This window comes from Kitasatospora sp. MAA19, assembly GCF_029894125.1.
In the GTDB taxonomy this organism is placed as follows: Bacteria; Actinomycetota; Actinomycetes; order Streptomycetales; family Streptomycetaceae; genus Kitasatospora.
Map to the genome: position 1 here is coordinate 98,507 of NZ_JARXYZ010000020.1, position 21,732 is coordinate 120,238.

The 21,732-nt window shown below is 71.9% G+C and carries 18 protein-coding genes and 1 pseudogene; 3 read left to right on the forward strand and 16 right to left on the reverse strand.

Features of this window, described 5'->3' with window-relative positions:
- Positions 1–182: 182 nt before the first annotated feature.
- Both P3T27_RS26915 and ppk2 read right to left on the reverse strand, forming a co-directional pair.
- Positions 183–1,580: a replication-associated recombination protein A gene (locus tag P3T27_RS26915; protein WP_280682941.1), complete on the reverse strand. Its 1,398-nt coding sequence runs from the start codon at positions 1,578–1,580 to the stop codon at positions 183–185.
- 64 nt (positions 1,581–1,644) lie between these two features.
- Complete coding sequence (gene ppk2, locus P3T27_RS26920; protein WP_280682943.1) at positions 1,645–2,463, reverse strand: polyphosphate kinase 2; 819 nt, start codon at positions 2,461–2,463, stop codon at positions 1,645–1,647.
- A 229-nt stretch (positions 2,464–2,692) separates the two neighbouring features.
- Here ppk2 and P3T27_RS26925 point away from each other — a divergent pair, with 229 nt between their 5' ends.
- Positions 2,693–3,610, forward strand: coding sequence for a LysR family transcriptional regulator (locus tag P3T27_RS26925; RefSeq protein ID WP_280682944.1), 918 nt, complete (start codon positions 2,693–2,695; stop codon positions 3,608–3,610).
- A gap of 52 nt (positions 3,611–3,662) precedes the next feature.
- On the opposite strand, the gene P3T27_RS26930 is transcribed toward P3T27_RS26925, so the two are convergent.
- The 4 genes from P3T27_RS26930 to P3T27_RS26945 all read right to left on the reverse strand — a co-directional run bounded on the left by P3T27_RS26930 (position 3,663) and on the right by P3T27_RS26945 (position 8,024).
- On the reverse strand, positions 3,663–4,112 hold the full coding sequence (locus tag P3T27_RS26930) for an N-acetyltransferase (RefSeq protein WP_348534138.1): 450 nt from the start codon (positions 4,110–4,112) through the stop codon (positions 3,663–3,665).
- 152 nt (positions 4,113–4,264) lie between these two features.
- The gene (gene aspS, locus P3T27_RS26935; RefSeq protein WP_280682947.1) at positions 4,265–6,046 is read right to left on the reverse strand and encodes an aspartate--tRNA ligase; all 1,782 of its coding nucleotides are present in this window, start codon (positions 6,044–6,046) and stop codon (positions 4,265–4,267) included.
- The gene (gene hisS / locus P3T27_RS26940; RefSeq protein ID WP_280682951.1) at positions 6,043–7,305 is read right to left on the reverse strand and encodes a histidine--tRNA ligase; all 1,263 of its coding nucleotides are present in this window, start codon (positions 7,303–7,305) and stop codon (positions 6,043–6,045) included. The genes aspS and hisS overlap by 4 nt, the downstream gene beginning before the upstream one ends.
- An 11-nt stretch (positions 7,306–7,316) precedes the next feature.
- Positions 7,317–8,024, reverse strand: coding sequence for an MBL fold metallo-hydrolase (locus P3T27_RS26945; RefSeq protein WP_280682954.1), 708 nt, complete (start codon positions 8,022–8,024; stop codon positions 7,317–7,319).
- 273 nt (positions 8,025–8,297) lie between these two features.
- Here P3T27_RS26945 and P3T27_RS26950 point away from each other — a divergent pair, with 273 nt between their 5' ends.
- Together P3T27_RS26950 and P3T27_RS26955 are read left to right on the forward strand one after the other, a co-directional pair.
- Positions 8,298–9,122 carry a peptidylprolyl isomerase gene (locus P3T27_RS26950; RefSeq protein WP_280682956.1) on the forward strand — a complete coding sequence of 275 codons (825 nt, stop codon included), beginning with the start codon at positions 8,298–8,300 and terminating at the stop codon, positions 9,120–9,122.
- Between the two features lie 263 nt (positions 9,123–9,385).
- Positions 9,386–10,615 carry a DUF349 domain-containing protein gene (locus P3T27_RS26955; RefSeq protein WP_280682962.1) on the forward strand — a complete coding sequence of 410 codons (1,230 nt, stop codon included), beginning with the start codon at positions 9,386–9,388 and terminating at the stop codon, positions 10,613–10,615.
- A 63-nt stretch (positions 10,616–10,678) separates the two neighbouring features.
- Here P3T27_RS26955 and P3T27_RS26960 read toward each other — a convergent pair.
- The 10 genes and pseudogenes from P3T27_RS26960 to pdxT all read right to left on the reverse strand — a co-directional run.
- A pseudogene (locus P3T27_RS26960) lies at positions 10,679–12,982 on the reverse strand (bifunctional (p)ppGpp synthetase/guanosine-3',5'-bis(diphosphate) 3'-pyrophosphohydrolase); the annotation flags it as partial.
- Positions 12,983–13,286: 304 nt separating this feature from the next.
- A complete protein-coding gene (locus P3T27_RS26965) occupies positions 13,287–13,838 on the reverse strand; it encodes an adenine phosphoribosyltransferase (protein WP_280682964.1) in 552 nt (183 codons plus the stop codon).
- Positions 13,839–13,863: 25 nt separating this feature from the next.
- Positions 13,864–14,964, reverse strand: coding sequence for a protein translocase subunit SecF (secF, locus tag P3T27_RS26970; RefSeq protein WP_280682966.1), 1,101 nt, complete (start codon positions 14,962–14,964; stop codon positions 13,864–13,866).
- Positions 14,965–14,968: 4 nt separating this feature from the next.
- Positions 14,969–16,774: a protein translocase subunit SecD gene (gene secD, locus P3T27_RS26975; protein ID WP_280682968.1), complete on the reverse strand. Its 1,806-nt coding sequence runs from the start codon at positions 16,772–16,774 to the stop codon at positions 14,969–14,971.
- A 146-nt stretch (positions 16,775–16,920) separates the two neighbouring features.
- A complete protein-coding gene (yajC, locus tag P3T27_RS26980; protein ID WP_280682970.1) occupies positions 16,921–17,322 on the reverse strand; it encodes a preprotein translocase subunit YajC in 402 nt (133 codons plus the stop codon).
- A gap of 258 nt (positions 17,323–17,580) precedes the next feature.
- Positions 17,581–18,657, reverse strand: coding sequence for a Holliday junction branch migration DNA helicase RuvB (ruvB, locus tag P3T27_RS26985; RefSeq protein WP_280682971.1), 1,077 nt, complete (start codon positions 18,655–18,657; stop codon positions 17,581–17,583).
- A gap of 237 nt (positions 18,658–18,894) precedes the next feature.
- Positions 18,895–19,506: a Holliday junction branch migration protein RuvA gene (ruvA, locus tag P3T27_RS26990; protein ID WP_280682972.1), complete on the reverse strand. Its 612-nt coding sequence runs from the start codon at positions 19,504–19,506 to the stop codon at positions 18,895–18,897.
- Positions 19,503–20,045: a crossover junction endodeoxyribonuclease RuvC gene (gene ruvC, locus P3T27_RS26995; RefSeq protein ID WP_280682974.1), complete on the reverse strand. Its 543-nt coding sequence runs from the start codon at positions 20,043–20,045 to the stop codon at positions 19,503–19,505. The genes ruvA and ruvC overlap by 4 nt, the downstream gene beginning before the upstream one ends.
- Positions 20,046–20,211: 166 nt before the next feature.
- Positions 20,212–20,970, reverse strand: a complete 759-nt coding sequence (locus P3T27_RS27000) for a YebC/PmpR family DNA-binding transcriptional regulator (protein WP_280682976.1) — start codon at positions 20,968–20,970, stop codon at positions 20,212–20,214.
- An 89-nt stretch (positions 20,971–21,059) separates the two neighbouring features.
- Positions 21,060–21,677 carry a pyridoxal 5'-phosphate synthase glutaminase subunit PdxT gene (gene pdxT, locus P3T27_RS27005; RefSeq protein WP_280682978.1) on the reverse strand — a complete coding sequence of 206 codons (618 nt, stop codon included), beginning with the start codon at positions 21,675–21,677 and terminating at the stop codon, positions 21,060–21,062.
- Between the last annotated feature and the right edge of the window lie 55 nt (positions 21,678–21,732).

Sequence of the window (21,732 nt, forward strand, 5' to 3'; positions counted from 1 at the left end):
TGCTGGTCACACGGACGACCCGGAATCCGGGCCGCCCGCGACACCGATAACGGTGCGCGACGCTCCTGGTGCGGGCCCCTCGGAAGGGGCCTACGGCCGATGCCCCGCTGGTGCGGCCGGTCGGTGGGGTCTCCCCCGCCGCCGTCCCGGGACATGGCACTCCGACCGAGTATACCGGTGGATCACCCGCCCTTGTGCTCGGGCTCCTGCTCAGGCTTCCGCTCGCTCCGGCGCTCCCCCCTGAGCCGGCCCCGCGTCCACTCCACGACGTCCGCGTACCGGGCCTCGCCACCGCGCCGGGTCGGCTGGTAGTAGTCCTTGCCGTGCACCGCGTCCGGCGCGTACTGCTGGGCCGCGATGCCCTCCGGCAGGTCGTGCGGGTACCGGTAGCCCTGGCCGTGGCCGAGCTTGCCCGCACCGCCGTAGTGCGCGTCCCGCAGGTGCGGCGGCACCGCGCCCGCCAGACCCTGCCGGACGTCCGCCAGCGCCGCGTCGATCGCCAGGTAGGCCGCGTTGGACTTGGGCGCCAGGGCCAGCGCGATCGCCGCCTGGGACAGGATGATCCGCGCCTCCGGGAAGCCGATCAGGGCCACCGCCTGGGCCGCCGAGACGGCCGTCTGCAGCGCCGTCGGGTCGGCCAGGCCGACGTCCTCACTGGCCGAGATCATCAGCCGGCGGGCGATGAACCGCGGGTCCTCCCCCGCCTCGATCATCCGGGCCAGGTAGTGCAGGGTGGCGTCCACGTCGCTGCCCCGGATCGACTTGATCAGCGCGCTCGCCACGTCGTAGTGCTGGTCGCCGTCCTTGTCGTAGCGCACCGCCGCCTGGTTGACGGCCGTCTCCGTGGTGGCCAGCGTGATGGCCGCCTCGTCCTTCTCCAGCGCCGCCCCGGCTGCCGCCTCCAGCGTGGTGAGCGCCCGCCGGGCGTCCCCGCCGGCCAGCCGCACCAGGTGGTCCTCGGCCTCCGCGGTCAGCTCCAGCGCGCCGTCCAGGCCGCGCTCGTCGGCCACCGCGCGGCGCAGCAGGGCACGGATGTCCTCGTCGGTCAGCGACTCCAGGGTGAGCAGCAGCGAGCGGGACAGCAGCGGGGAGATCACCGAGAAGTACGGGTTCTCGGTGGTCGCGGCGATCAGGGTGACCCAGCGGTTCTCCACGGCCGGCAGCAGCGAGTCCTGCTGGGCCTTGGAGAAGCGGTGGATCTCGTCCAGGAACAGCACCGTCTCCCGGCCGGACATGCCGACCGCCCGCCGGGCACCGTCGATCACCGCCCGGACCTCCTTGACCCCGGCGGTGATCGCGGACAGCTCGACGAAGCGGCCCTCCACGGCCTGGCTGATCACGTGCGCCAGGGTGGTCTTGCCGGTGCCGGGCGGGCCCCACAGGATCACCGAGCTGGTCGCCGCCGGCCCGCGCGAGCCCCCGACGAGGCGCCGCAGCGGCGACCCGGGCTTCAGCAACTGCCGCTGCCCGGCCACCTCGTCCAGGGTGCGCGGGCGCATCCGTACGGCCAGCGGCGCCCGGCCGGGCTCCCTGGTCTGGCGTTCCTCGGCGGCGGCGGTGAAGAGGTCCGGTTCGTCCACACCGGAAGCCTATGCGAGGCCGCCGACACACCCACCCGGCCGGGGCAGGCCCACCGGACGGGCCCTAGTCGAGCCCGGCCGCGTGGTCCGGCACGTACTTCTGCAGGTCGCGCGGCGGCCGCTGGTAGCCGCGCGGAGCCGGGCGGGGCGGCAGGTCGACCTGCGGGGCGGTGATCTCGTGGTACGGCACGGTGGAGAGCAGGTGGGCGATCATGTTGATCCGGGCCCGGCGCTTGTCGTCGCTCTCCACCACGTGCCACGGCGAGTCCGGGGTGTCGGTGTAGACGAACATCTCGTCCTTGGCCCGCGAGTAGTCCTCCCAGCGGGTGATCGACTCGACGTCCATCGGGGAGAGCTTCCAGCGCTTCATCGGGTCCTCCAGCCGATCCCGGAACCGCCGCTCCTGCTCGGTGTCGCTCACCGAGAACCAGTACTTTCGCAGCAGGATGCCCGCCTCGATCAGCATCCGCTCGAAGGTCGGGCACTGGTGCAGGAACTGCCAGTACTCCTCGTCCGTGCAGAAGCCCATGACCCGCTCGACGCCGGCCCGGTTGTACCAGCTGCGGTCGAAGAGCACGATCTCCCCGGCGGCGGGCAGCTGCTCGACGTACCGCTGGAAGTACCACTGGGTCTTCTGCCGCTCGGTCGGGGTCGGCAGCGCCGCGACCCGGGCGATGCGCGGGTTCAGGTACTCCGTCACCCGCTTGATCGCGCCGCCCTTGCCCGCCGCGTCGCGCCCCTCGAAGACCACCACCAGCCGGGCGCCCTCGACCCGCACCCACTCCTGGAGCTTCACCAGCTCCTCCTGGAGCCGCAGCAGTTCCCGCTCGTACGGCTTCCTCGCCAGTCGCTCCGGCTCCGCGGTCCGCTGCTCCTTGGCCACCTGGGGTCCTCCGTCCGGCTGATGCTGATGAGCACTCACCGTAGGCGCTGGGCGCCGGTCGCGCAGGTCGGAGCGGGGACGGGGGTGGCCGGCCGGCCCGGCGCGGCAGCGGCGGCCCCCTGAACCGCCGCTGCCACGCTCCCCCGTCGGCTCGGCGCTGACGCCGAACGATCAACCTTGGCCCACACCTGCCAACCGGGTCCAATATCCCGTTCCATAACCTTGGGGCATGGATGTCGACACCCGCCTGCTGCGCAGCTTCGCCGCGGTCTGCGACGAGGGACAGCTGACCGCCGCGGCGGCCCGGCTGTTCGTCTCCCAGCCGACGCTCACCAAGCAGATCCGCCAGCTGGAGGCGCTGCTCGGGGTGGAGCTGTTCGAGCGCTCGCGGCGCGGCATGGCGCCCACCCCGGCCGGGCGGGCGCTGGCGGAGTACGCCGGGCCGATGCTGGCCGGCTGGGAGGACGCGCTGCGCGCCACCCGGGCGGCGGCCGCCGCGCAGGGCTCGGTGCTGCGGGTGGGATTCGAGGGCGGGATCATCAATCTGATGACCCGGAGCACCGTCTCCGACTTCGCCCGGCGGATGCCCGGCTGGCAGGTGGAGCTGCGGCAGAACAACTGGTTCGATCCGACCTCGGGCCTGGCCACCGGCGAGATCGACCTGACGCTCTGGCACGGCCCGCCGTGGCTGTCCGAGCACTACAACGTCGCCGTGCTCGGCCAGGAGGCGCGGGTCGCGGCGCTGCCGGCCGGGCACCGGCTGGCGGCCCGGGCCGAGCTGTGCGTCGAGGACCTGGTGGACGAACCGTTCGTGGCCATACCGCACGAGGCCGGGCACTGGCGCGAGTACTGGCTGGCGGCCCGGGAGCGGGGCGGGCGTCCGGTGCGGATCGGCGCGGTGGCGCACAACACCGACGAGTGGCTGGCCGCGGTGGTGTGCGGTCAGGGCGTCGGCTTCGCACCGGAGGCGATGAGCCGGCTGGCCGTACGGGATGACGTCGCGTACCGGCCGGTGCGGGGGCTCAGCCCGAGCCAGGTCGGGCTGTACTGGCCGAAGGACCGTGAACTCACGCCGGCGATGGCCGCGTTCGTGCGCAGCTGCCGGAGCACGGTGCCGTTCGGTCGGGTCGGCGCGGAGTCGGTGTAGACCGGGCGGCCTGGACCAGGGGAACCAGGCCGGGAGAACCGAACCGGGGGAACTAGACCGCCACGAAGGGCTCGGGATAGCGGCAGAGCCCGCGTGGAGCGCCGTCGTACGCGGGCAGCGGCAGCGCCTGGAAGTAGGCGTCCGGCACCTCGAACGGGCCGCTGACCTCGTGCCGCCCGGCCGCGCTGAAGCCGAACCGTCCGTAGTAGTCCGGGTCACCGAGGACGACCACGAGCCGCTCGCCCGCTTCCTCGGCCGCCGACAGCGCGGCCCGGACGACGAGTTCGCCGACGCCCTTGCGCTGCCACTCGGGCGCGACGGCGACCGGCGCGAGCGCGAGGCCCTCGCCGTCCTCGCCGACCCGCAGCCGGGTCAGCAGCGCGTGCCCGATCACCAGCCCGGCCTCGTCGACCGCGACCAGCGACAGCGCGGGCAGCCAGGCCGGATCGCGGCGCAGCGCGTCCACCAGGTCCGCCTCGTCCGGGCCGGGGAACGCGGCCATGTGAACGCGTCTGGTCGCCGGGGCGTCGTCCGGACATTCGACCCTTGTCGTCACCTGCATGAGTCAACCCTCCCTGTGTCACACGTCGTCGTGGACCGGCCCCGGACGGTGGGTGGACCGTCCGGGGCCGTTGAAGGTTAGCGGATCCGGTGTCAGGACTCGGACTTGGCGGCGTCCTCGCGCACCTTGGGCTTGGCGTCCACGCCGGCCTCCCGGCGCTGCGCCGGGGTGATCGGGGTCGGGGCGCCGGTCAGCGGGTCACCGCCGGTGGACGTCTTCGGGAAGGCGATGACGTCGCGGATGGTGTCGTACCCGCCGAGCAGCGTGACGATCCGGTCGAGGCCGAAGGCGACGCCACCGTGCGGCGGCGGGCCGTAGTTGAAGGCGTCCAGCAGGAAGCCGAACTGCGAGGCCGCCTCCTCCTCGGAGAGGCCGATCGCGTCGAACGCCCGCTTCTGCACCTCGCGCTGGTGGATACGGATCGAACCGCCGCCCAGCTCCGAGCCGTTGAGGACCAGGTCGTAGGCGTTGGACAGGGCCGAGCCCGGGTCGGTGTCGAAGGTGGCCAGCGACTCGGCGGTCGGGGCGGTGAACGGGTGGTGCACCGCGTGCCAGCCCTGGAACTCGCCCTTGTCGTCCTCGATCGGCTCGAACATCGGGAAGTCGACGACCCAGAGGAAGGCCCACTGCGACTCGTCGATCAGCTCGCAGCGGCGGCCGATCTCCAGGCGGGCGGCGCCCAGCAGCTCCTGCGAGGGGCGCTGCTTGCCGGCCGCGAAGAAGATCGCGTCGCCGTTCTTGGCACCCGCGGCGGCGGCCAGGCCGGCCAGGTGCTCCGCGGAGAGGTTCTTGGCGACCGGGCCGCGCAGCTCGCCGGTCTCGGCGTCGATGACGACGTAGGCCAGGCCGCGGGCGCCGCGCGCCTTGGCCCAGTCCTGCCAGGCGTCGAGCGCCTTGCGGGGCTGCGAGGCGCCGCCGGGCATCACCACGGCGCCGACGTACGGGGCCTGGAAGACGCGGAACTCGGTGCCCGTGAAGTACTCGGTGAGGTCGGTGAGTTCCTGGCCGAAGCGGACGTCCGGCTTGTCGGAGCCGTAGCGGGCCATGGCGTCCGCGTAGGTCATCCGGGGCAGCGGGTTGGGGAGCTCGTAGCCGTGCACCTCGCGCCAGATCGAGCCGACGATCTTCTCGCCGAGGGCCAGGATGTCCTCCTGGTCGACGAACGAGGCCTCGATGTCGAGCTGGGTGAACTCCGGCTGCCGATCGGCGCGGAAGTCCTCGTCACGGAAGCAGCGGGCGATCTGGTAGTAGCGCTCCATGCCGGCCACCATCAGCAGCTGCTTGAACAGCTGGGGCGACTGCGGCAGCGCGTACCAGTGACCGGGCTGCAGGCGGACCGGGACGAGGAAGTCGCGGGCGCCCTCGGGGGTGGAGCGGGTGAGGTACGGCGTCTCGATGTCGAGGTAGTCGTTCTCCTCCATCACCCGGCGGATGATGTTGTTGACCTTGGAGCGCAGCCGCAGGCCCTTGGCCGGGCCCTCGCGGCGCAGGTCCAGGTAGCGGTAGCGCAGCCGGACCTCCTCGTTGACCGTGCCGGGCTCGTACTCGGCGACCGGGAACGGCAGCGGGGCGGCCTCGGAGAGGACCTCGATCTCGCTGACGACGACCTCGACCGCACCGGTCGGGATGTCGGGGTTCTCGTTGCCCTCGGGGCGCACCCGGACGTCGCCGACGACCTTGACGCAGTACTCGGCGCGCAGGCCGTGCACCGAGTCCAGGTCGCGGACCACGATCTGCACGGTGCCGGAGGCGTCGCGCAGGTCGATGAAGGCGACACCGCCGTGGTCGCGGCGGCGGGCGACCCAGCCGGCCAGGGTGACGGTGGTGTCTGCGTGCTCCGGGCGGAGCGTGCCCGCGTCGTGCGTGCGGATCACAGCTGCTTCTCCTTCAGGGTGGTGACGAGCGCGTCGAGGGCGACGGGGTTCTGCTCGCCGGTGGTCAGGTCCTTGAGCTGGACGACGCCGTCGGCGAGGTCCCGCTCCCCGGCGACGAGGGCGAAGCGGGCGCCGGATCGGTCGGCGGACTTCATGGCGTTCTTGATGCTCTTGACGCCGAAGGCCAGGTCGGTGGCGACGCCGGCCCGGCGCAGCTCGACGACCTTGGCGAACAGGACGTTCTTGGCCTCCTCGCCGAGCGCGACGGCGTACACGGAGGTGGCGGCGGGCAGGTCGAGGGCGGCGCCCTCGGCCTCCATCGCCAGGAAGGTGCGGTCCACGCCGAGGGCCCAGCCGACGGACGGCAGCGCCGGGCCGCCGATCATCTCGGACAGGCCGTCGTAGCGGCCGCCGCCGCCGATCGCGGACTGGGCGCCGAGGCCGTTGTGCACGAACTCGAAGGTGGTACGGGTGTAGTAGTCCAGGCCGCGGACCAGCTTCGGGTCGTCGACGAAGGCGACGCCGTTCGCGGTGAGCAGCTCGCGCACCTTCTCGTCGTACGCCTTGCACTCCTCGCACAGGTAGTCGCGCAGCCTGGGCGCCTCGACGAGCTGGGCCTGCACCGACTCGCGCTTGTCGTCCAGGACGCGCAGCGGGTTGATCTCGGCGCGGCGGCGGGTGTCCTCGTCCAGGTCCAGTCCGGCCAGGAACTCGACCAGGGCGGCGCGGTAGACCGGACGGCACTGCTTGTCGCCGAGGCTGTTGAGCAGCAGCGAGTAGTCGCTCAGGCCGAGCGAGCGGAAGGCGTCGTCGGCGAGGATGATCAGCTCGGCGTCCAGCGCCGGGTCCTCGGCCCCGATCGCCTCGGCGCCGACCTGGGAGAACTGGCGGTAGCGGCCCTTCTGGGCCCGCTCGTAGCGGTAGTACGAGCCGGAGTACCAGAGCTTCACCGGCAGGTTGCCCTGCTTGTGCAGGTTGGCCTGGAGGGCGGCGCGCAGCACCGAGGCGGTGCCCTCCGGACGCAGCGCGAGCTCGTCGCCGCCGCGGGTGGTGAGGTTGTACATCTCCTTGCTGACGATGTCGGTGGACTCGCCGACGCCGCGGGAGAAGAGCTTCACGTCCTCGAAGACCGGGGTCTCGATGTAGCCGTACCCGGCCCGGCGGGCGGGCGCGGCGATGCGCTCGCGGATCGCCAGGAAGGTCGCGGAGCTGGGGGGCAGCAGATCGTAGGTGCCCTTGGGGGCGGTGAAGGTGCTCAACTTCTCTTCCGTCACATTCCTCGTCGCGGGAAAGCCGGGGCGCCGGCCGCCCCCGCTGCCTGTCGGAGGTAGGGGTTGGTGGCGCGCTCGCGGCCGATGGTGGTCTGTCCGCCGTGGCCGGAGAGGACCACGGTGGTGTCGTCGAGGGGCAGGCACACCCGGGCCAGCGACCGCATGATCGCCTCGCTGTCCCCGCCCGGGAGGTCGGTACGCCCGATGGAGCCGGCGAACAGCAGGTCGCCCGAGAACAGCACCGGGGGGAGGTCCTCGGCACCGGGCGTCCGGAAGGTCACCGACCCCCCGGTATGGCCCGGGGCGTGGTCCACGGTGAGCTGCAGGCCGGCGAGCTCCAGCACGCCGCCGTCGGTGAGCTCGCGCACGTCGTCGGGCTCGCCGACGGTGAGTTCGCCCATCAGCTGGGTGCCCAGCGAGCGGCCGAGGGCCTTCTCCGGGTCGGACATCATGTACCGGTCCTCGGGGTGGATCCAGGCCGGGACACCGCGGGCGCCGCAGACCGGGACCACCGAGGCCACGTGGTCGATGTGGCCGTGCGTGAGCAGCACGGCGACCGGCTTGAGCCGGTGCTCGCGGACCATCTCCTCGACGCCGCGCGCCGCCTGGTGGCCGGGGTCGACGATGACGCACTCCTCGCCCGCCGCCGGAGCGACCAGGTAGCAGTTGGTGCCCCAGGCTCCAGCGGGGAATCCGGCGATGAACACGCGCGTCCTTCGTGATGCGGTCGGCAGTGGCGGCTACGGGGTGTGACTGCCGGCGATGCGGCCGGCCGGTGGTGCGGCTACCAGTGATGTAGGGGCAGCCTACCGGCGGTGCGGGTCCGGTTGCGAACCAGATGCCGGTGGCGGGCGCGGTTCGCACCGGCAGGTTCACCGCGTTCTTACAGGCCCGGTCCCTACACTTGGCCGCCGATGGATGCGATGATCCGCTTCGGTATCCCATCCACTTTTCCAGCACATCCGTAGGAGACACGGCCGGTGGTCAGCAGCGAACAGCGGCGGCGGCAGCTCGCCCGCGAGAAGTACGAGCGCCAGATGGAGCGCCGGAACGCGGCACGGACCGCGCGCAGGCGCCGCAACACGATCCTGGGCGCCTCGCTCGCCGTCGTGGTGCTGGCCGGCGGCGGCGCGCTGGTCGGCACCGGTGCGTTCAGCTCGGACGGCAAGGACAAGTCCGCCCAGGCCGCGTCCCAGAGCACCGAGCCGACCACCCCGACCCGCAAGCCGGTAGCGGGCTGCGCCGACCCGGCGCCGGGCGCGCCGAACGGCAAGCAGTGGCAGGCCGAGCCGGCGATGTCGGTCGACCCGGGCGCCTCGTACACCGCGACGCTGGAGACCAACTGCGGCAAGGTGACGATCGCGCTCGACGCGGCCAAGGCCCCGCACACGGTGAACTCCTTCGCCTTCCTGTCCGGCGAGAAGTACTTCGATCACACCAAGTGCCACCGCCTCACCACCGACGGCATCTTCGTGCTGCAGTGCGGCGACCCGACCGCCAGCGCGACCGTCCCGGGCGGCACCGGTGGCCCCGGCTACAAGTTCGCGGACGAGAACCTGACCGGCGCGACCTACCCGGCGGGCACCGTGGCGATGGCCAACTCCGGTCCGGGGACCAACGGAAGCCAGTTCTTCCTGGTCTACAAGGACACCGGTCTGCCCCCGAGCTACACCCCCTTCGGCAAGATCACCGGCGGCCTGGACGTGGTCCAGAAGATCGCCGCCGCGGGCACCCTGGAGGGCGCCCCGGACGGCCACCCGATGGCCGACGTCACCTTCAACTCGGTGACCACCACGAAGGGTTGACCGATCCCGGGGCCGCCCGCGAAGGCGCCCGCGGCGCCTTCGCGCGGCCCCGGCCCGAAATCGCCCGGCCCGGATGCGGACAGCACCGGGGCTGGTCGCCTATGTTGGCGTTGTATAGGGTGCCCGGACCCGCCTAGCCGTCACCCTCGGCAGCAAGACACGGCGGACGGGGACGGCGGACTCATCGGTCCGCCGCACATCAACTGTGGACGACGGACGCGCGCCGCCCCGGCGCGGGCGCGACGTCATGTGGAGGACGCGCTATGAGCAGCGACCCGTGGGGCCGTGTCGACGAGCAGGGCACGGTCTACGTCAGGACGGCCGACGGCGAACGCGTCGTGGGTTCCTGGCAGGCCGGCTCGCCCGAGGAGGCCCTCGCCTACTTCGAGCGCAAGTACCAGGGCATCGAGGTGGAGATCGGCCTGCTGGAGAAGCGGGTGCGCACCACCGACCTGGCCGCGAAGGACGCCCAGGCCGCGCTGGACCACCTGCGCGCGCAGGTGACCGAGGGGCACGCGGTCGGCGACCTGGACGCCCTGGCCAAGCGGCTGGACACGCTCGCCGGCGAGATCGAGAGCCGGCGCGAGGAGCGCAAGGCCGCCCGCGCCAAGGCCCAGGACGAGACCCGCACCGCCAAGGAGGCCCTGGTCTCCGAGGCCGAGCAGCTCGCCGAGTCCACCCAGTGGCGGGAGGCCGGCGACCGGCTGCGCGCCCTGGTGGAGACCTGGAAGGGCCTGCCCCGGCTGGACCGCAAGAGCGACGACGAGCTGTGGCACCGCTTCTCGCACGCCCGCTCGGTCTTCTCCAAGCACCGCAAGGCGCACTTCGCGACCCTGGACGCCGAGCGCGAGCAGGCCCGGCAGACCAAGGAGGCGCTGGTCGCCGAGGCCGAGGCGCTGTCCTCGTCCACCGAGTGGGGCGACACCGCGGCCGGCTACCGCGACCTGATGGCGCGCTGGAAGGCCGCCGGCCGGGCCCAGCGGGACGTCGAGGACGAGCTGTGGGCGCGGTTCCGCGGCGCGCAGGACGTCTTCTTCCAGGCCCGTTCCGCCGTGTTCAGCGAGCGGGACGCCGAGCAGGTGGCCAACCAGAAGCTCAAGGAGGCGCTGGCCGTCGAGGCCGAGGCGATCCTGCCGATCACCGACCTGAAGGCCGCCAAGGCCGCGCTGCGCGAGGTCAACGAGCGCTGGGAGGCGATCGGGCACGTGCCGCGCGACGCCCGTCCGAAGCTGGACGGCCGGCTGAACACGGTCGAGCGGGCCATCCGCGAGGCCGAGGACGCCGAGTGGAAGCGCTCCAACCCGGAGGCCAAGGCCCGTGCCGCCGGCATGGTCGGCCTGTTCCAGGCGAAGGCCGACAAGATCCAGGCCGACCTGGCCAAGGCCCGCGCCGCCGGGAACGCCGGCCGGATCGCCAAGCTGGAGAACGAGCTGGCCGGCGTGCAGACCCTGCTGGAGCAGGCGCACAAGAGCCAGGAGGAGTTCAGCGGCTGACCGTCCGGGCCCGTTGAACGCGAAAGGCCCCCGGGGCTCCCCGGGGGCCTTTCGCGTGCGGTGCTACTTGCGGGCCGAGGTCACGCGGTAGACGTCGTACACGCCCTCGACGCCGCGCACGGCCTTGAGCACGTGGCCGAGGTGCTTCGGGTCGCCCATCTCGAAGGTGAAGCGGCTCATCGCGACCCGGTCGCGGGAGGTCTGCACCGCCGCCGACAGGATGTTGACGTGCTGGTCCGAGAGCACCCGGGTGACGTCCGAGAGCAGCCGGGAGCGGTCCAGCGCCTCGACCTGGATGGCCACCAGGAAGACCGAGGACTGGGTGGCCGCCCACTCGACGTCGATCATCCGCTCCGGCTGCTGGCTCAGCGACTCGACGTTGACGCAGTCGGCGCGGTGCACCGAGACGCCGTTGCCGCGGGTCACGAAGCCGACGATCGGGTCGCCCGGCACCGGGGTGCAGCAGCGGGACAGCTTGACCCAGACGTCCTCGACGCCCTTGACGATCACGCCCGGATCGCCCTTGGCCCGGCGGCGCACCGCCCGGCGGTTGTCGTGCGTCGGGGTCGCGGTCTCGGCGAGGTCCTCGGTGGCGCCCTCCTCGCCGCCGAGTGCCTGGACCAGCTTCTGGACGATGTTCTGCGCGGCGACGTGGCCCTCGCCGATCGCGGCGTAGAGCGAGGAGATGTCGGGGTAGCGCATCTCGTGGGCCAGGGTGACCAGCGAGTCGCCGGTCAGGATCCGCTGGATCGGCAGGCCCTGCTTGCGCATCGCCCGGACGATCGCCTCCTTGCCGCGCTCGATCGCCTCCTCGCGGCGCTCCTTGGAGAACCAGGCGCGGATCTTGTTGCGGGCGCGCGGCGACTTGACGAAGCCCAGCCAGTCCCGGGACGGGCCGGCATTCTCCGCCTTGGAGGTGAACACCTCGACGGTGTCGCCGTTCTCCAGCGTCGACTCCAGCGGCACCAGCCGCCCGTTGACCCGGGCCCCTATCGTCCGGTAGCCGACCTCGGTGTGCACCGCGAAGGCGAAGTCGACCGGGGTCGCACCGGCCGGCAGGGCTATCACGTCGCCCTTGGGCGTGAAGACGAAGACCTCGTTGCTGGCCAGGTCGAAGCGGAGCGACTCCAGGAACTCGCCCGGGTCGGCGGTCTCCTTCTGCCAGTCCAGCAGCTGCCGCAGCCAGGCCATCTCGTTGACGGCGCCGGCCTTGTCGTCCTTGCGGACCTGGGTCGGGGTGTCGGTGCGGACCTTGGACGCGCCGGCCACCGCGCGCTGCTTGTACTTCCAGTGCGCGGCGATGCCGTACTCGGCCCGGCGGTGCATGTCGAAGGTGCGGATCTGCAGCTCGACGGGCTTGCCGCCGGGGCCGATCACCGTCGTGTGCAGCGACTGGTACATGTTGAACTTGGGCATCGCGATGTAGTCCTTGAACCGCCCCGGCACCGGGTTCCACCGCGCGTGGATGGTGCCCAGCGCCGCGTAGCAGTCGCGGACGGTGTCGACCAGGACCCGGATGCCCACCAGGTCGTAGATCTCGGCGAAGTCCCGGCCCCGGACGATCATCTTCTGGTAGACCGAGTAGTAGTGCTTCGGCCGCCCGGTGACGGAGGCGGTGATCCGGGCGCCGCGCAGGTCGCCCTGGACCTGGTCGATGACGGTCGCCAGGTACTCGTCCCGCTTGGGGGCGCGCTCGGCGACCAGCCGGACGATCTCGTCGTACATCTTGGGGTAGAGGATCGCGAAGGCGAGGTCCTCCAGCTCCCACTTGATGGTGTTCATGCCCAGCCGGTGCGCCAGCGGGGCGTAGATCTCCAGCGTCTCGCGGGCCTTCTTCTCCTGCTTCTCCCGCTTGAGGTAGCGCATCGTGCGCATGTTGTGCAGGCGGTCGGCCAGCTTGATCACCAGGACCCGCGGGTCCTTGGCCATCGCGACGACCATCTTGCGGACGGTCTCGGCCTGCGCGGCCTCGCCGAACTTGACCCGGTCGAGCTTGGTGACGCCGTCCACCAGCAGGGCCACCGAGTCGCCGAAGTCCTTGCGCAGGGTCTCCAGGCCGTAGTCGGTGTCCTCGACGGTGTCGTGCAGCAGCCCGGCCATCAGGGTCGGGGCGTCCATGCCCAGCTCGGCCAGGATGGTGGCCACCGCCAGCGGGTGGGTGATGTACGGGTCGCCGCTCTTGCGCTTCTGCCCACGGTGCCACTTCTCGGCGACGGCGTAGGCCCGCTCGATGTCCCGCAGCAGCGCCGGGTCGGCCTTCGGGTCGTTCGCCCGGATCGACCGGAACAGCGGTTCCAGGACGGGGTTGAGCACGCTGGTGCGCTGACCGCCGAGGCGGGCCAGGCGGGCGCGCATGCCGCCCGAGGAGGAGCCGCGGCCGGTGGGGCCGATCGGTCGCGAGGAGGTCGGCGCCGGGCGTGCCGGGGTGGCCCCCGAGGGCGTGGGACGGTCGTCGGGGGCGGCCGCTTCGGCCGTGGGCACAACCTCGTCGGGCAAGGACTCTCCTCGGGGCACCGGGGCCGACCCCTGCCGCGGCCCGTACGGTGCGACGCAACCGGGAGGGGATGAATCTTCATGGTACCGAGCCGGGCGCCCCGGTGTTCATCCGCCCGGCCCGGAAACGGAAGGGCGGTGGTCGGATGATCCGACCACCGCCCTGCGCTCAGGTCCCTCAGACCGTGACCAGCGTCTCCAGCGGGGCGCCGTTCAGGTGCCCGGCCAGCCGCTCCCGGCCGTCCAGGAAGCCCAGCTCCATCAGCACCACGACGCCCACCAGCTCGGCGCCGGCCTCCTTCACCAGGTCCAGCGAGGCGCCTATGGTGCCACCGGTGGCCAGCACGTCGTCCACCACCAGCACCCGCTCACCGGGGGCGAAGGCGTCGCACTGCACCTCCAGCGTCGCCGAGCCGTACTCCAGCTCGTACGAGCGCCGGAACACCTCGCCGGGGAGCTTGCCCTGCTTGCGGATCGGCACGAAGCCGAGTCCGGCCGCGAAGGCCGCCGGAGCCGCCAGCACGAAGCCGCGCGCCTCCAGGCCCACCACCTTGGTCGCCCCGAGCGCCTGCGCCCGGTCCGCCAGTGCCCTGGTGAGGGCACTGAAGGCGTCGGCGTCGGCGAGCAGCGGCGCGATGTCCTTGAACAGCACACCCGGCTTCGGGTAGTCCGGGACGTCCCGGATCCTGCTGTTCAGCAGGTCGGCCAGGGTGGTGTCGGCGGTGGTCACGGCTTGTCCTTACGGTCGGGTCGGTTCAGCGCTTGGTGGACGGACGGCCCTTGGCACGCGTGGTGCCGGCCGCCCGGCCGCGCTGACCGACCATACCCGCAGGCAGATCCTCGTCCGCGATCTCCTCGCCCTCCGGCGCCGCGTCCCCCGCGGCCTTGGCGGCGGCCGCGGCCCGGTGCTGCAGGACCCGCTTGCGCAGCGCCTTCATCTCCGGCTGCTCCTCCTTGAGCTGCGCCAGCAGCGGGGTGGCGACGCAGATCGAGGAGTAGGCACCGGCCGCGAGGCCGATGAACAGCGCGAGCGAGATGTCGTTCAGCGTGCCGGCGCCCAGGATGCCGCCACCGATGAACAGCAGCGCGGCGACCGGGAGCAGGGCGACCACGGTGGTGTTGAGCGAACGCACCAGGGTCTGGTTGAGGCCCGCGTTGGCCGCCTCGCTGTACGTGAGCCGGTTCTGCTTGGTGAGCCCCTTGGTGTTCTCCTTCACGGTGTCGAAGACGACGACCGTGTCGTAGAGCGAGTACCCGAGGATGGTCAGGAAGCCGATCACCGTACCGGGGGTGACCTCGAAGCCCACCAGGGCGTACACGCCGATGGTGATCAGGAGGTCGTGGATGAGCGCGACCAGAGCGGCCACCGCCATCCGCCACTCGAAGGCGATCGCCAGGTAGATCGTCACCAGGACCATGAAGACGATCAGGCCGGTGAGCGCCTTCTGGGAGATCTGCTTGCCCCAGCTGGGGCCGATCACCTGGGCCTCGACGGTGTCCAGCGGCACCGCGAGCTTCTCGGAGAGCTGGGCGCGGATCTCGTCCGAGCTCTTCTGCTCCTCGACGCTGACCTGGATGCGGATCTTGCCGTTGTCGGTCGACTGCACCAGCGGGTGCGAGGAGACGACGTTGTCCGCCGTCTCCTGCGCCTGCGAGACGGTCAGCCCGGGCTTGCTCACGGTGTAGACCGAGCCGCCCTTGAACTCGATGCCCAGGTGCAGGCCCATGGCCAGACCGATCGCCGCGATCAGCACGATCACGCCGGAGATGGAGTACCAGACCTTGCGGCGGCCGACGAAGTCGAAGCTGACCTCGCCCTGGTAGAGCCGGTGACCCAGATTGGAGAAGCGTGACACGGTGTCAGGCCTCCTTCACGGCGGCAGAGGAGGGGCTACGGCGACGGCTGCTGCGCAGCGGCGGGCGGGCGCCCAGCCGCTTCGGGTCCAGGCCCGACCACGGGTGGCCGTCGGAGAAGAACTTGCGCCGGGCCAGCAGCGTGATCATCGGCTTGGTGAAGAGGAAGATCACCACGACGTCGAGCAAGGTGGTCAGACCGAGGGTGAACGCGAAGCCCTGGACCTTGCCGACCGAGACCACGTAGAGCACGGCGGCACAGAGGAAGGACACGAAGTCCGAGACCAGGATGGTGCGCCGGGCGCGCGGCCAGGCCCGCTGGACCGCCGGGCGCAGCGGGGCGCCCTCGCGGACCTCGTCGCGGATGCGCTCGAAGTAGACGATGAAGGAGTCGGCGGTGATACCGATCGCGACGATCGCGCCGCAGACCGCCGGCAGGTTCAGCGCGAAGCCGATCCCGGCGCCGAGCAGGCTCATGACCGAGTAGGTCAGGGCCGCCGAGACGAGCAGACCGGCGATCGAGACCAGGCCGAGGCCGCGGTAGTAGACCAGCGAGTAGAGGACCACCAGCAGCATGCCGATCGCGCCGGCGATCAGGCCGGCCTCCAGCTGGTCGCTGCCGAGCGCCGGGGAGACGGTGGTGATGTCGCCCTTGGCGAACTCCAGCGGCAGGGCGCCGTAGCCCAGCACGTTGGACAGGTCCTGCGCCTCGGTCTGGGTGAAGCGGCCGGTGATCACGGCGCTGCCGCCGGGGATCGCGTTCTTGACCTCCGGGTGCGAGACGACCTGGTTGTCCAGCACGATCGCGAACTGGTTGTTCGGCGGCGCCTGGGTGGCCAGCTGGCCGGTGACCTTGGTGAAGGCGTCGGTGCCGGTGCCGTTGAACTGCAGCTGGACCTGCCAGCCGGCACCCGTCTGGGTGTCCAGGCTGGGCTGGGCCTTGGAGACGTCCGAACCCTTCACGGCGACGGGGCCGAGGGCCAGCTTCTCGTAGTAGCCGTTCTCCGGCTTCTGGGAGCAGGCGAGGACGGCCTTGTCCTCGGCGCCGGTCTGGGCGGCGCGGACCTCGGGCTTGGTGCAGTCCAGGGCGGCGAAGGCCGCGGACAGCTCCGGCGGCACGGTTCCCTGGGTCATCGCGGCGCTGACGTCGGCGGCGCTGGGCGGCGTGGCGGCGGCCGACGGCGTGCCGGTGGCGGCGGCGCTCGGGGCGGTGCTCGCGCCCGTGGCGGCGGCGCTCGGGCTGCTGCCCTCGGCGGCCAGCGCCTCACCGGCCGCGCGGCCCTGCTTGGTGGCGCTCGGCGTACCGGCGGCGCTCGCGCCGGCCGAGGGCGAGGCGGTGGCGCCCGCGGACGGGGTCGCACCCGGGGTGCCGGTGGCACCGGTCGAGGGGGAGGCGGTGGGCGCGGGCGGCGTGAAGCCGCTGGGCGCCACCGCGAGGACCGGGCGGAAGAACAGCTTGGCGGTGGTACCCACCTGGTCCGCCGCGTTCTGCCGGTCGCCGCCCTTGGGGATGTTCACGATGATCGTGTTGTCACCCTGGGTCTGGACCTCCGCCTCGGAGACACCCATGCCGTTGACGCGACGCTCGATGATCCCGGTGGCGATGTCCATGCTGGACTTGTTGATCGCCTTGGGGTCGGTCGACTTCGCGGTCAGCGTGATGCTGGTGCCGCCGGCGAGGTCGATCCCGAGCCGGGGCTTGGTGTGGCCCGTCCCGAACATGAGGGCGACCAGTCCGACGGTGACGACCAGGATGAGGGCCAGCGCCCGCCCTGGGTAGCCGTCGCGCGGGCGCGACTTGGGTGTTGCCACCTTGCTCGTTTCTCCCTGTCCATGCCACCTCCCCGACCGGACCCCCGTCCGGCTTGTGGCGGGACGGGGGCATGGCGGTTCTGCGGCCCTGAGGTCCTGTGGGCTCGCGGCACTGCGCCGCGCGGCCGGGCTGCTGCCCGACCGTACTACTTGCTCGCGGGAGCCCCGCCCTCGACATCGCCCTTCTCGGCAACGTCCTTGGTGAGCGTCAGCGGCTTGTCCTCGACCGGCTCGGCGTCCTCGGCCTCCGGCTCGGGCAGCTCGTCATCGGCGGGGCGACCGTTGATGATCGCGTCGTACTCCTGGGGGTCCAGGACGGCCGCGATCGCGCTCTTGGTGAAGTGGGTGACCACGCCGGGCGCGATCTCCAGCTCGATGGTCTCCTCGTTGACCGCCTTCACCTGGGCATACAGGCCGCCGATGGTGCGCACCCCCGCCCCTGGCTCCAGCGCCGTCTGCATCTGCTGCATCTGCTGCTGGCGCTTCTTCTGCGACCGGAACATGAGCACGATCGCGATGATCGGGAGGAGAAGGATGATGAAGTTCACTGCAGCCAGGGTCCTTTACGGGCCGCCGACCGGCGGCCTGTGTGGTAATGGTCGGCCCGTCAGGTGAGCGGGGCGGTCCGGCGGAGTCTAGGCGACCCCGAACTGATCGGACAACGCCAAGCATCGCATCCTGCCGCCGAAAGTGGCGACCCTCCGCCTGCACGGATTCCCCGGACTTCTCCCCCGGCTCGCGCGCGGACCGCTCACCGGCGCGGGGTGTCGGCGCCCGGCGGGAACCGGTGGGCGCCGATCACCCGTTCAGCCCTCGTCGGCCGGGAAAAGCTCGGACTGGGCCGGCACGGCGCCCCGGGTGGTCTGGACCGGAGGCGTCAGCCCGAGGTGCTGCCAGGCGGCCGCGGTGGCGATCCGCCCACGCGGGGTCCGGGCGAGCAGGCCCTCCCGGACCAGGAATGGCTCGGCGACCTCCTCGACCGTCTCGGACTCCTCCCCCACCGCGACCGCGAGTGTCGACAAACCGACCGGACCGCCGCCGAACAGCCGCAGCAGGGCGTCCAGCACCGCGCGGTCCAGCCGGTCCAGACCGCGGGCGTCCACCTCGTAGACGTCCAGCGCCCGGGCGGCGATCTCGGCGGTGACCAGGCCGTCGTGCCGCACCTGCGCGAAGTCACGGACCCGGCGCAGCAGCCGGTTGGCAATGCGCGGGGTCCCCCGCGAGCGGCCGGCGATCTCGGCGGCGCCGACCGGGTCTATCTCCACGTCCAGCAGCGCGGCCGAGCGGCGCACCACGCGTTCGAGCTCGACCGGGGCGTAGAACTCCATGTGCCCGGTGAAGCCGAAGCGGTCGCGCAGCGGGGGCGGCAGCAGGCCGGCCCGGGTGGTGGCGCCGACCAGGGTGAAGGGCGGCAGCTCCAGCGGGATGGCGGTGGCGCCCGGGCCCTTGCCGACGATCACGTCGACCCGGAAGTCCTCCATCGCCATGTAGAGCATCTCCTCGGCCGGCCGGGACATCCGGTGGATCTCGTCGAGGAAGAGCACCTCACCCTCGGTGAGCGAGGAGAGGATCGCCGCGAGGTCCCCCGCGTGCTGGATGGCCGGGCCGGAGGTGATCCGGATCGGGGCGCCCAGCTCGGCGGCGATGATCATGGAGAGGGTGGTCTTGCCGAGCCCGGGCGGCCCGCTGAGCAGCACGTGGTCGGGCGCGCTGCCGCGCTTGCGGGCCGCCTGGAGCACCAGGGACAACTGCTCGCGCACCCGCTCCTGCCCGATGAACTCGTCCAGCTGCTTGGGGCGCAGCGCCGCCTCGACCGCCTGGTCCTCACCGTCGGCGGCGGCCGTCACCAGCCGGTCGACCGGGTCTGCGTCGTACGGACTCATGCGCCCTCCTCGCTTCGCCCGGCAGGGGCATTCGCCCACGCGCACCTCTCGATCGTGAGCTCGCTCCGCTCGCTCATCCGCCCTCCTCGCTTCGCTCGGCAGGGGCATTCGCCCACGCGCACCTCTCGATCGTGAGCTCGCTCCGCTCGCTCATCCGCCCTCCTCGCTTCGCTCGCTCACGTGCTGCAGGCTCCAATGTCGACAAGGGGACAGATCACCAGATGGCTTTGGCGGGCTTCAGCGGGACCGGTTGAGGCCGCGCAGGGCGAGCCGGAGCAGCGCGCCGACGTCCGGCGTCTGCTGGGATTCCGCCTCGGGTGTGACGGCCCCGACCGCCTCGTCCGCCTCGCGCGGAGCGTAGCCGAGACCGGTCAGCGCCGAGTGCAGCTGCTCGCTCCAGGGGGCGGGGCCGGCCGCGATCGGCTTCTGCGCCGGCACCGCGCCGTGCGGGGCGCCGAGCTTGTCCTTGTACTCCAGCAGCAGTTTGGCCGCCTTCGCCTTCCCGATGCCGGGGACGGCCACCAGCGCCTTCTCGTCGCCGCCGGCCACCGCGGCCCGCAGCGCGTCGGGGCTGTGCACACCGAGGATCGCCTGCGCCAGCTTCGGGCCGACGCCCGGAGCGGCCTGCAGGATCTCGAAGACGGCGCGCTCGTCGTCGTCCGCGAAGCCGAACAAGGTCAGCGAGTCCTCCCGGACCACCAGCGAGGTCGCGAGCCGGGCCGGCTCACCCAGCCGCAGCCCGGCCAGCGTGTTCGGCGTGCACTGCACGGCCATGCCGACCCCGCCGACCTCGACCACGGCGAGCCCGGAGGAGATGGCCGCCACGGGCCCTTGCACGAAGGCGATCACCGGCTGCTTCCTTTCAGGGGGGTGGCGCGGGCCGCCCGTACCGCGGCCTCCAGGCGGTTCGTCGCCCCGCCGCGCCAGATGTGGCAGATGGCCAGCGCCAGCGCGTCGGCGGCGTCGGCCGGCTTGGGCGGGGCGTCCAGCCGCAGCAGGCGCTGCACCATGGCCGTGACCTGTGCCTTGTCGGCCCGGCCGGAGCCGGTGACGGCCGCCTTGACCTCGCTCGGAGTGTGCAGGGTGACCGGGATGCCGCGCCGGGTCGCACAGAGCATCGCGACCGCGCTGGCCTGGGCGGTGCCCATCACCGTCCGGACGTTGTGCTGGGCGAACACCCGCTCGACGGCGACCAGGTCCGGCCGGTGCTCGTCGAGCCAGCCCTCTATGCCCTGCTCCACGAGCAGCAGCCGCGGCCCGATCTCGGCCTCGGCGGGGGTGCGCACCACGCCGACCCCGGCCATCCGCAGCGGCCGGCCCGGCGCACCCTCGACCACGCCGATCCCGCACCTGGTCAGCCCCGGGTCCACGCCCAGTACCCGTACCACAGCCCCGCCTCTCGTCTCCGACCTGCGAAGGCTACCGTCCGGGTCCGACAACCCGACCGACGACACCGGCCCGGCGGTCCTGGGACCACCGGGCCGGACGGTGAGAACGATCACTCACCGACGATCACTCCCGCGCGACCGCGCTACCAGGAGCGGTCGGCGAGGATCACTCGGCGTCGAGCTGCGCACCGACCTCGTCGGAGATGTCGAAGTTGGCGAAGACGTTCTGCACGTCGTCGCTGTCCTCCAGCGCGTCGATCAGCTTGAGGATCTTGCGGGCGCCGTCGACGTCCAGCTCGACCTGCATGCTCGGGAGGAAGTTGGCCTCGGCCGAGTCGTAGTCGACGCCGGAGTCCACCAGCGCGGTGCGCACGGCGACCATCTTGGAGGCCTCGGAGACGATCTCGAACGAGTCGCCGAGGTCGTTGATCTCCTCCGGCTCCTGGTCGAGGACGACCTCGAAGAGCTTGTCCTCGTCCACGCCGTCAGCCTTGGGGACGATCACGACGCCCTTGCGGGTGAACAGGTACGACACCGAACCCGGGTCGGCCATCGAGCCGCCGTTGCGGGTCATCGCGACGCGCACGTCGGAGGCGGCGCGGTTGCGGTTGTCGGTGAGGCACTCGATCAGGACCGCGACGCCGTTCGGGCCGTAGCCCTCGTACATGATGGTCTGGTAGTCGGCGCCGCCGGCCTCCAGGCCGCCACCGCGCTTGACGGCGCGGTTGATGTTGTCGATCGGGACCGAGCTCTTCTTCGCCTTCTGGATGGCGTCGTAGAGGGTCGGGTTGCCGGCCGGGTCGGGACCGCCGGTGCGCGCCGCCACCTCGATGTTCTTGATCATCTTGGCGAAGAGCTTGCCGCGCTTGGCGTCGATCACGGCCTTCTTGTGCTTGGTGGTAGCCCACTTAGAGTGGCCGGACATCGCCAGCTCCTTTACGTCGCCAAAGGGAAATGAAACAGATGAGATCTTACCGGTGTCGTCACCGGTGAGGCGCACACGGTCAACACGGCCTACTTGCCCGCCAGGTGCTCCTCGACCATCGCGACGAAGTAGGCGTGCACGCGGTGGTCGCCGGTGAGCTCCGGGTGGAAGGAGGTGGCCAGCAGGTTGCCCTGGCGCACGGCCACGATCCGGCTCTCCGGACCGTCCGCGGCGGGCAGCTCCGCCAGCACCTCGACGCCCGCGCCGACCCCCTCGACCCAGGGGGCGCGGATGAAGACGCCGTGCACCGGCGCGTCGTCCAGGCCCTGGAAGGCGATCCCGGACTCGAAGGACTCGTTCTGGCGACCGAAGGCGTTGCGGCGCACCGTCATGTCGATGCCGCCGACGGTCTCCTGGTCGTCCCGGCCGCCCAGGATCTTGTCGGCCAGCATGATCATGCCCGCGCAGGTGCCGTACACCGGCATCCCGGCGGCGACCCGCTCGCGCAGCGGGTCCATCACGCCGAACAGCAGCGCCAGCTTGGACATGGTGGTGGACTCCCCACCGGGGATGACCAGCGCGTCGACCTCGGCCAGCTCCTCGGCACGGCGCACCGGACGGGCGAGCGCGTCGGCCTCGGCCAGCGCGACCAGGTGCTCGCGGACGTCACCCTGCAGGGCGAGAACGCCGATGACTGGAGTGCTCACGGTCTTCAACCTCTTCGATCGTTCTACGGAAGTACGTGGCGCGGCCCGCCGCGCG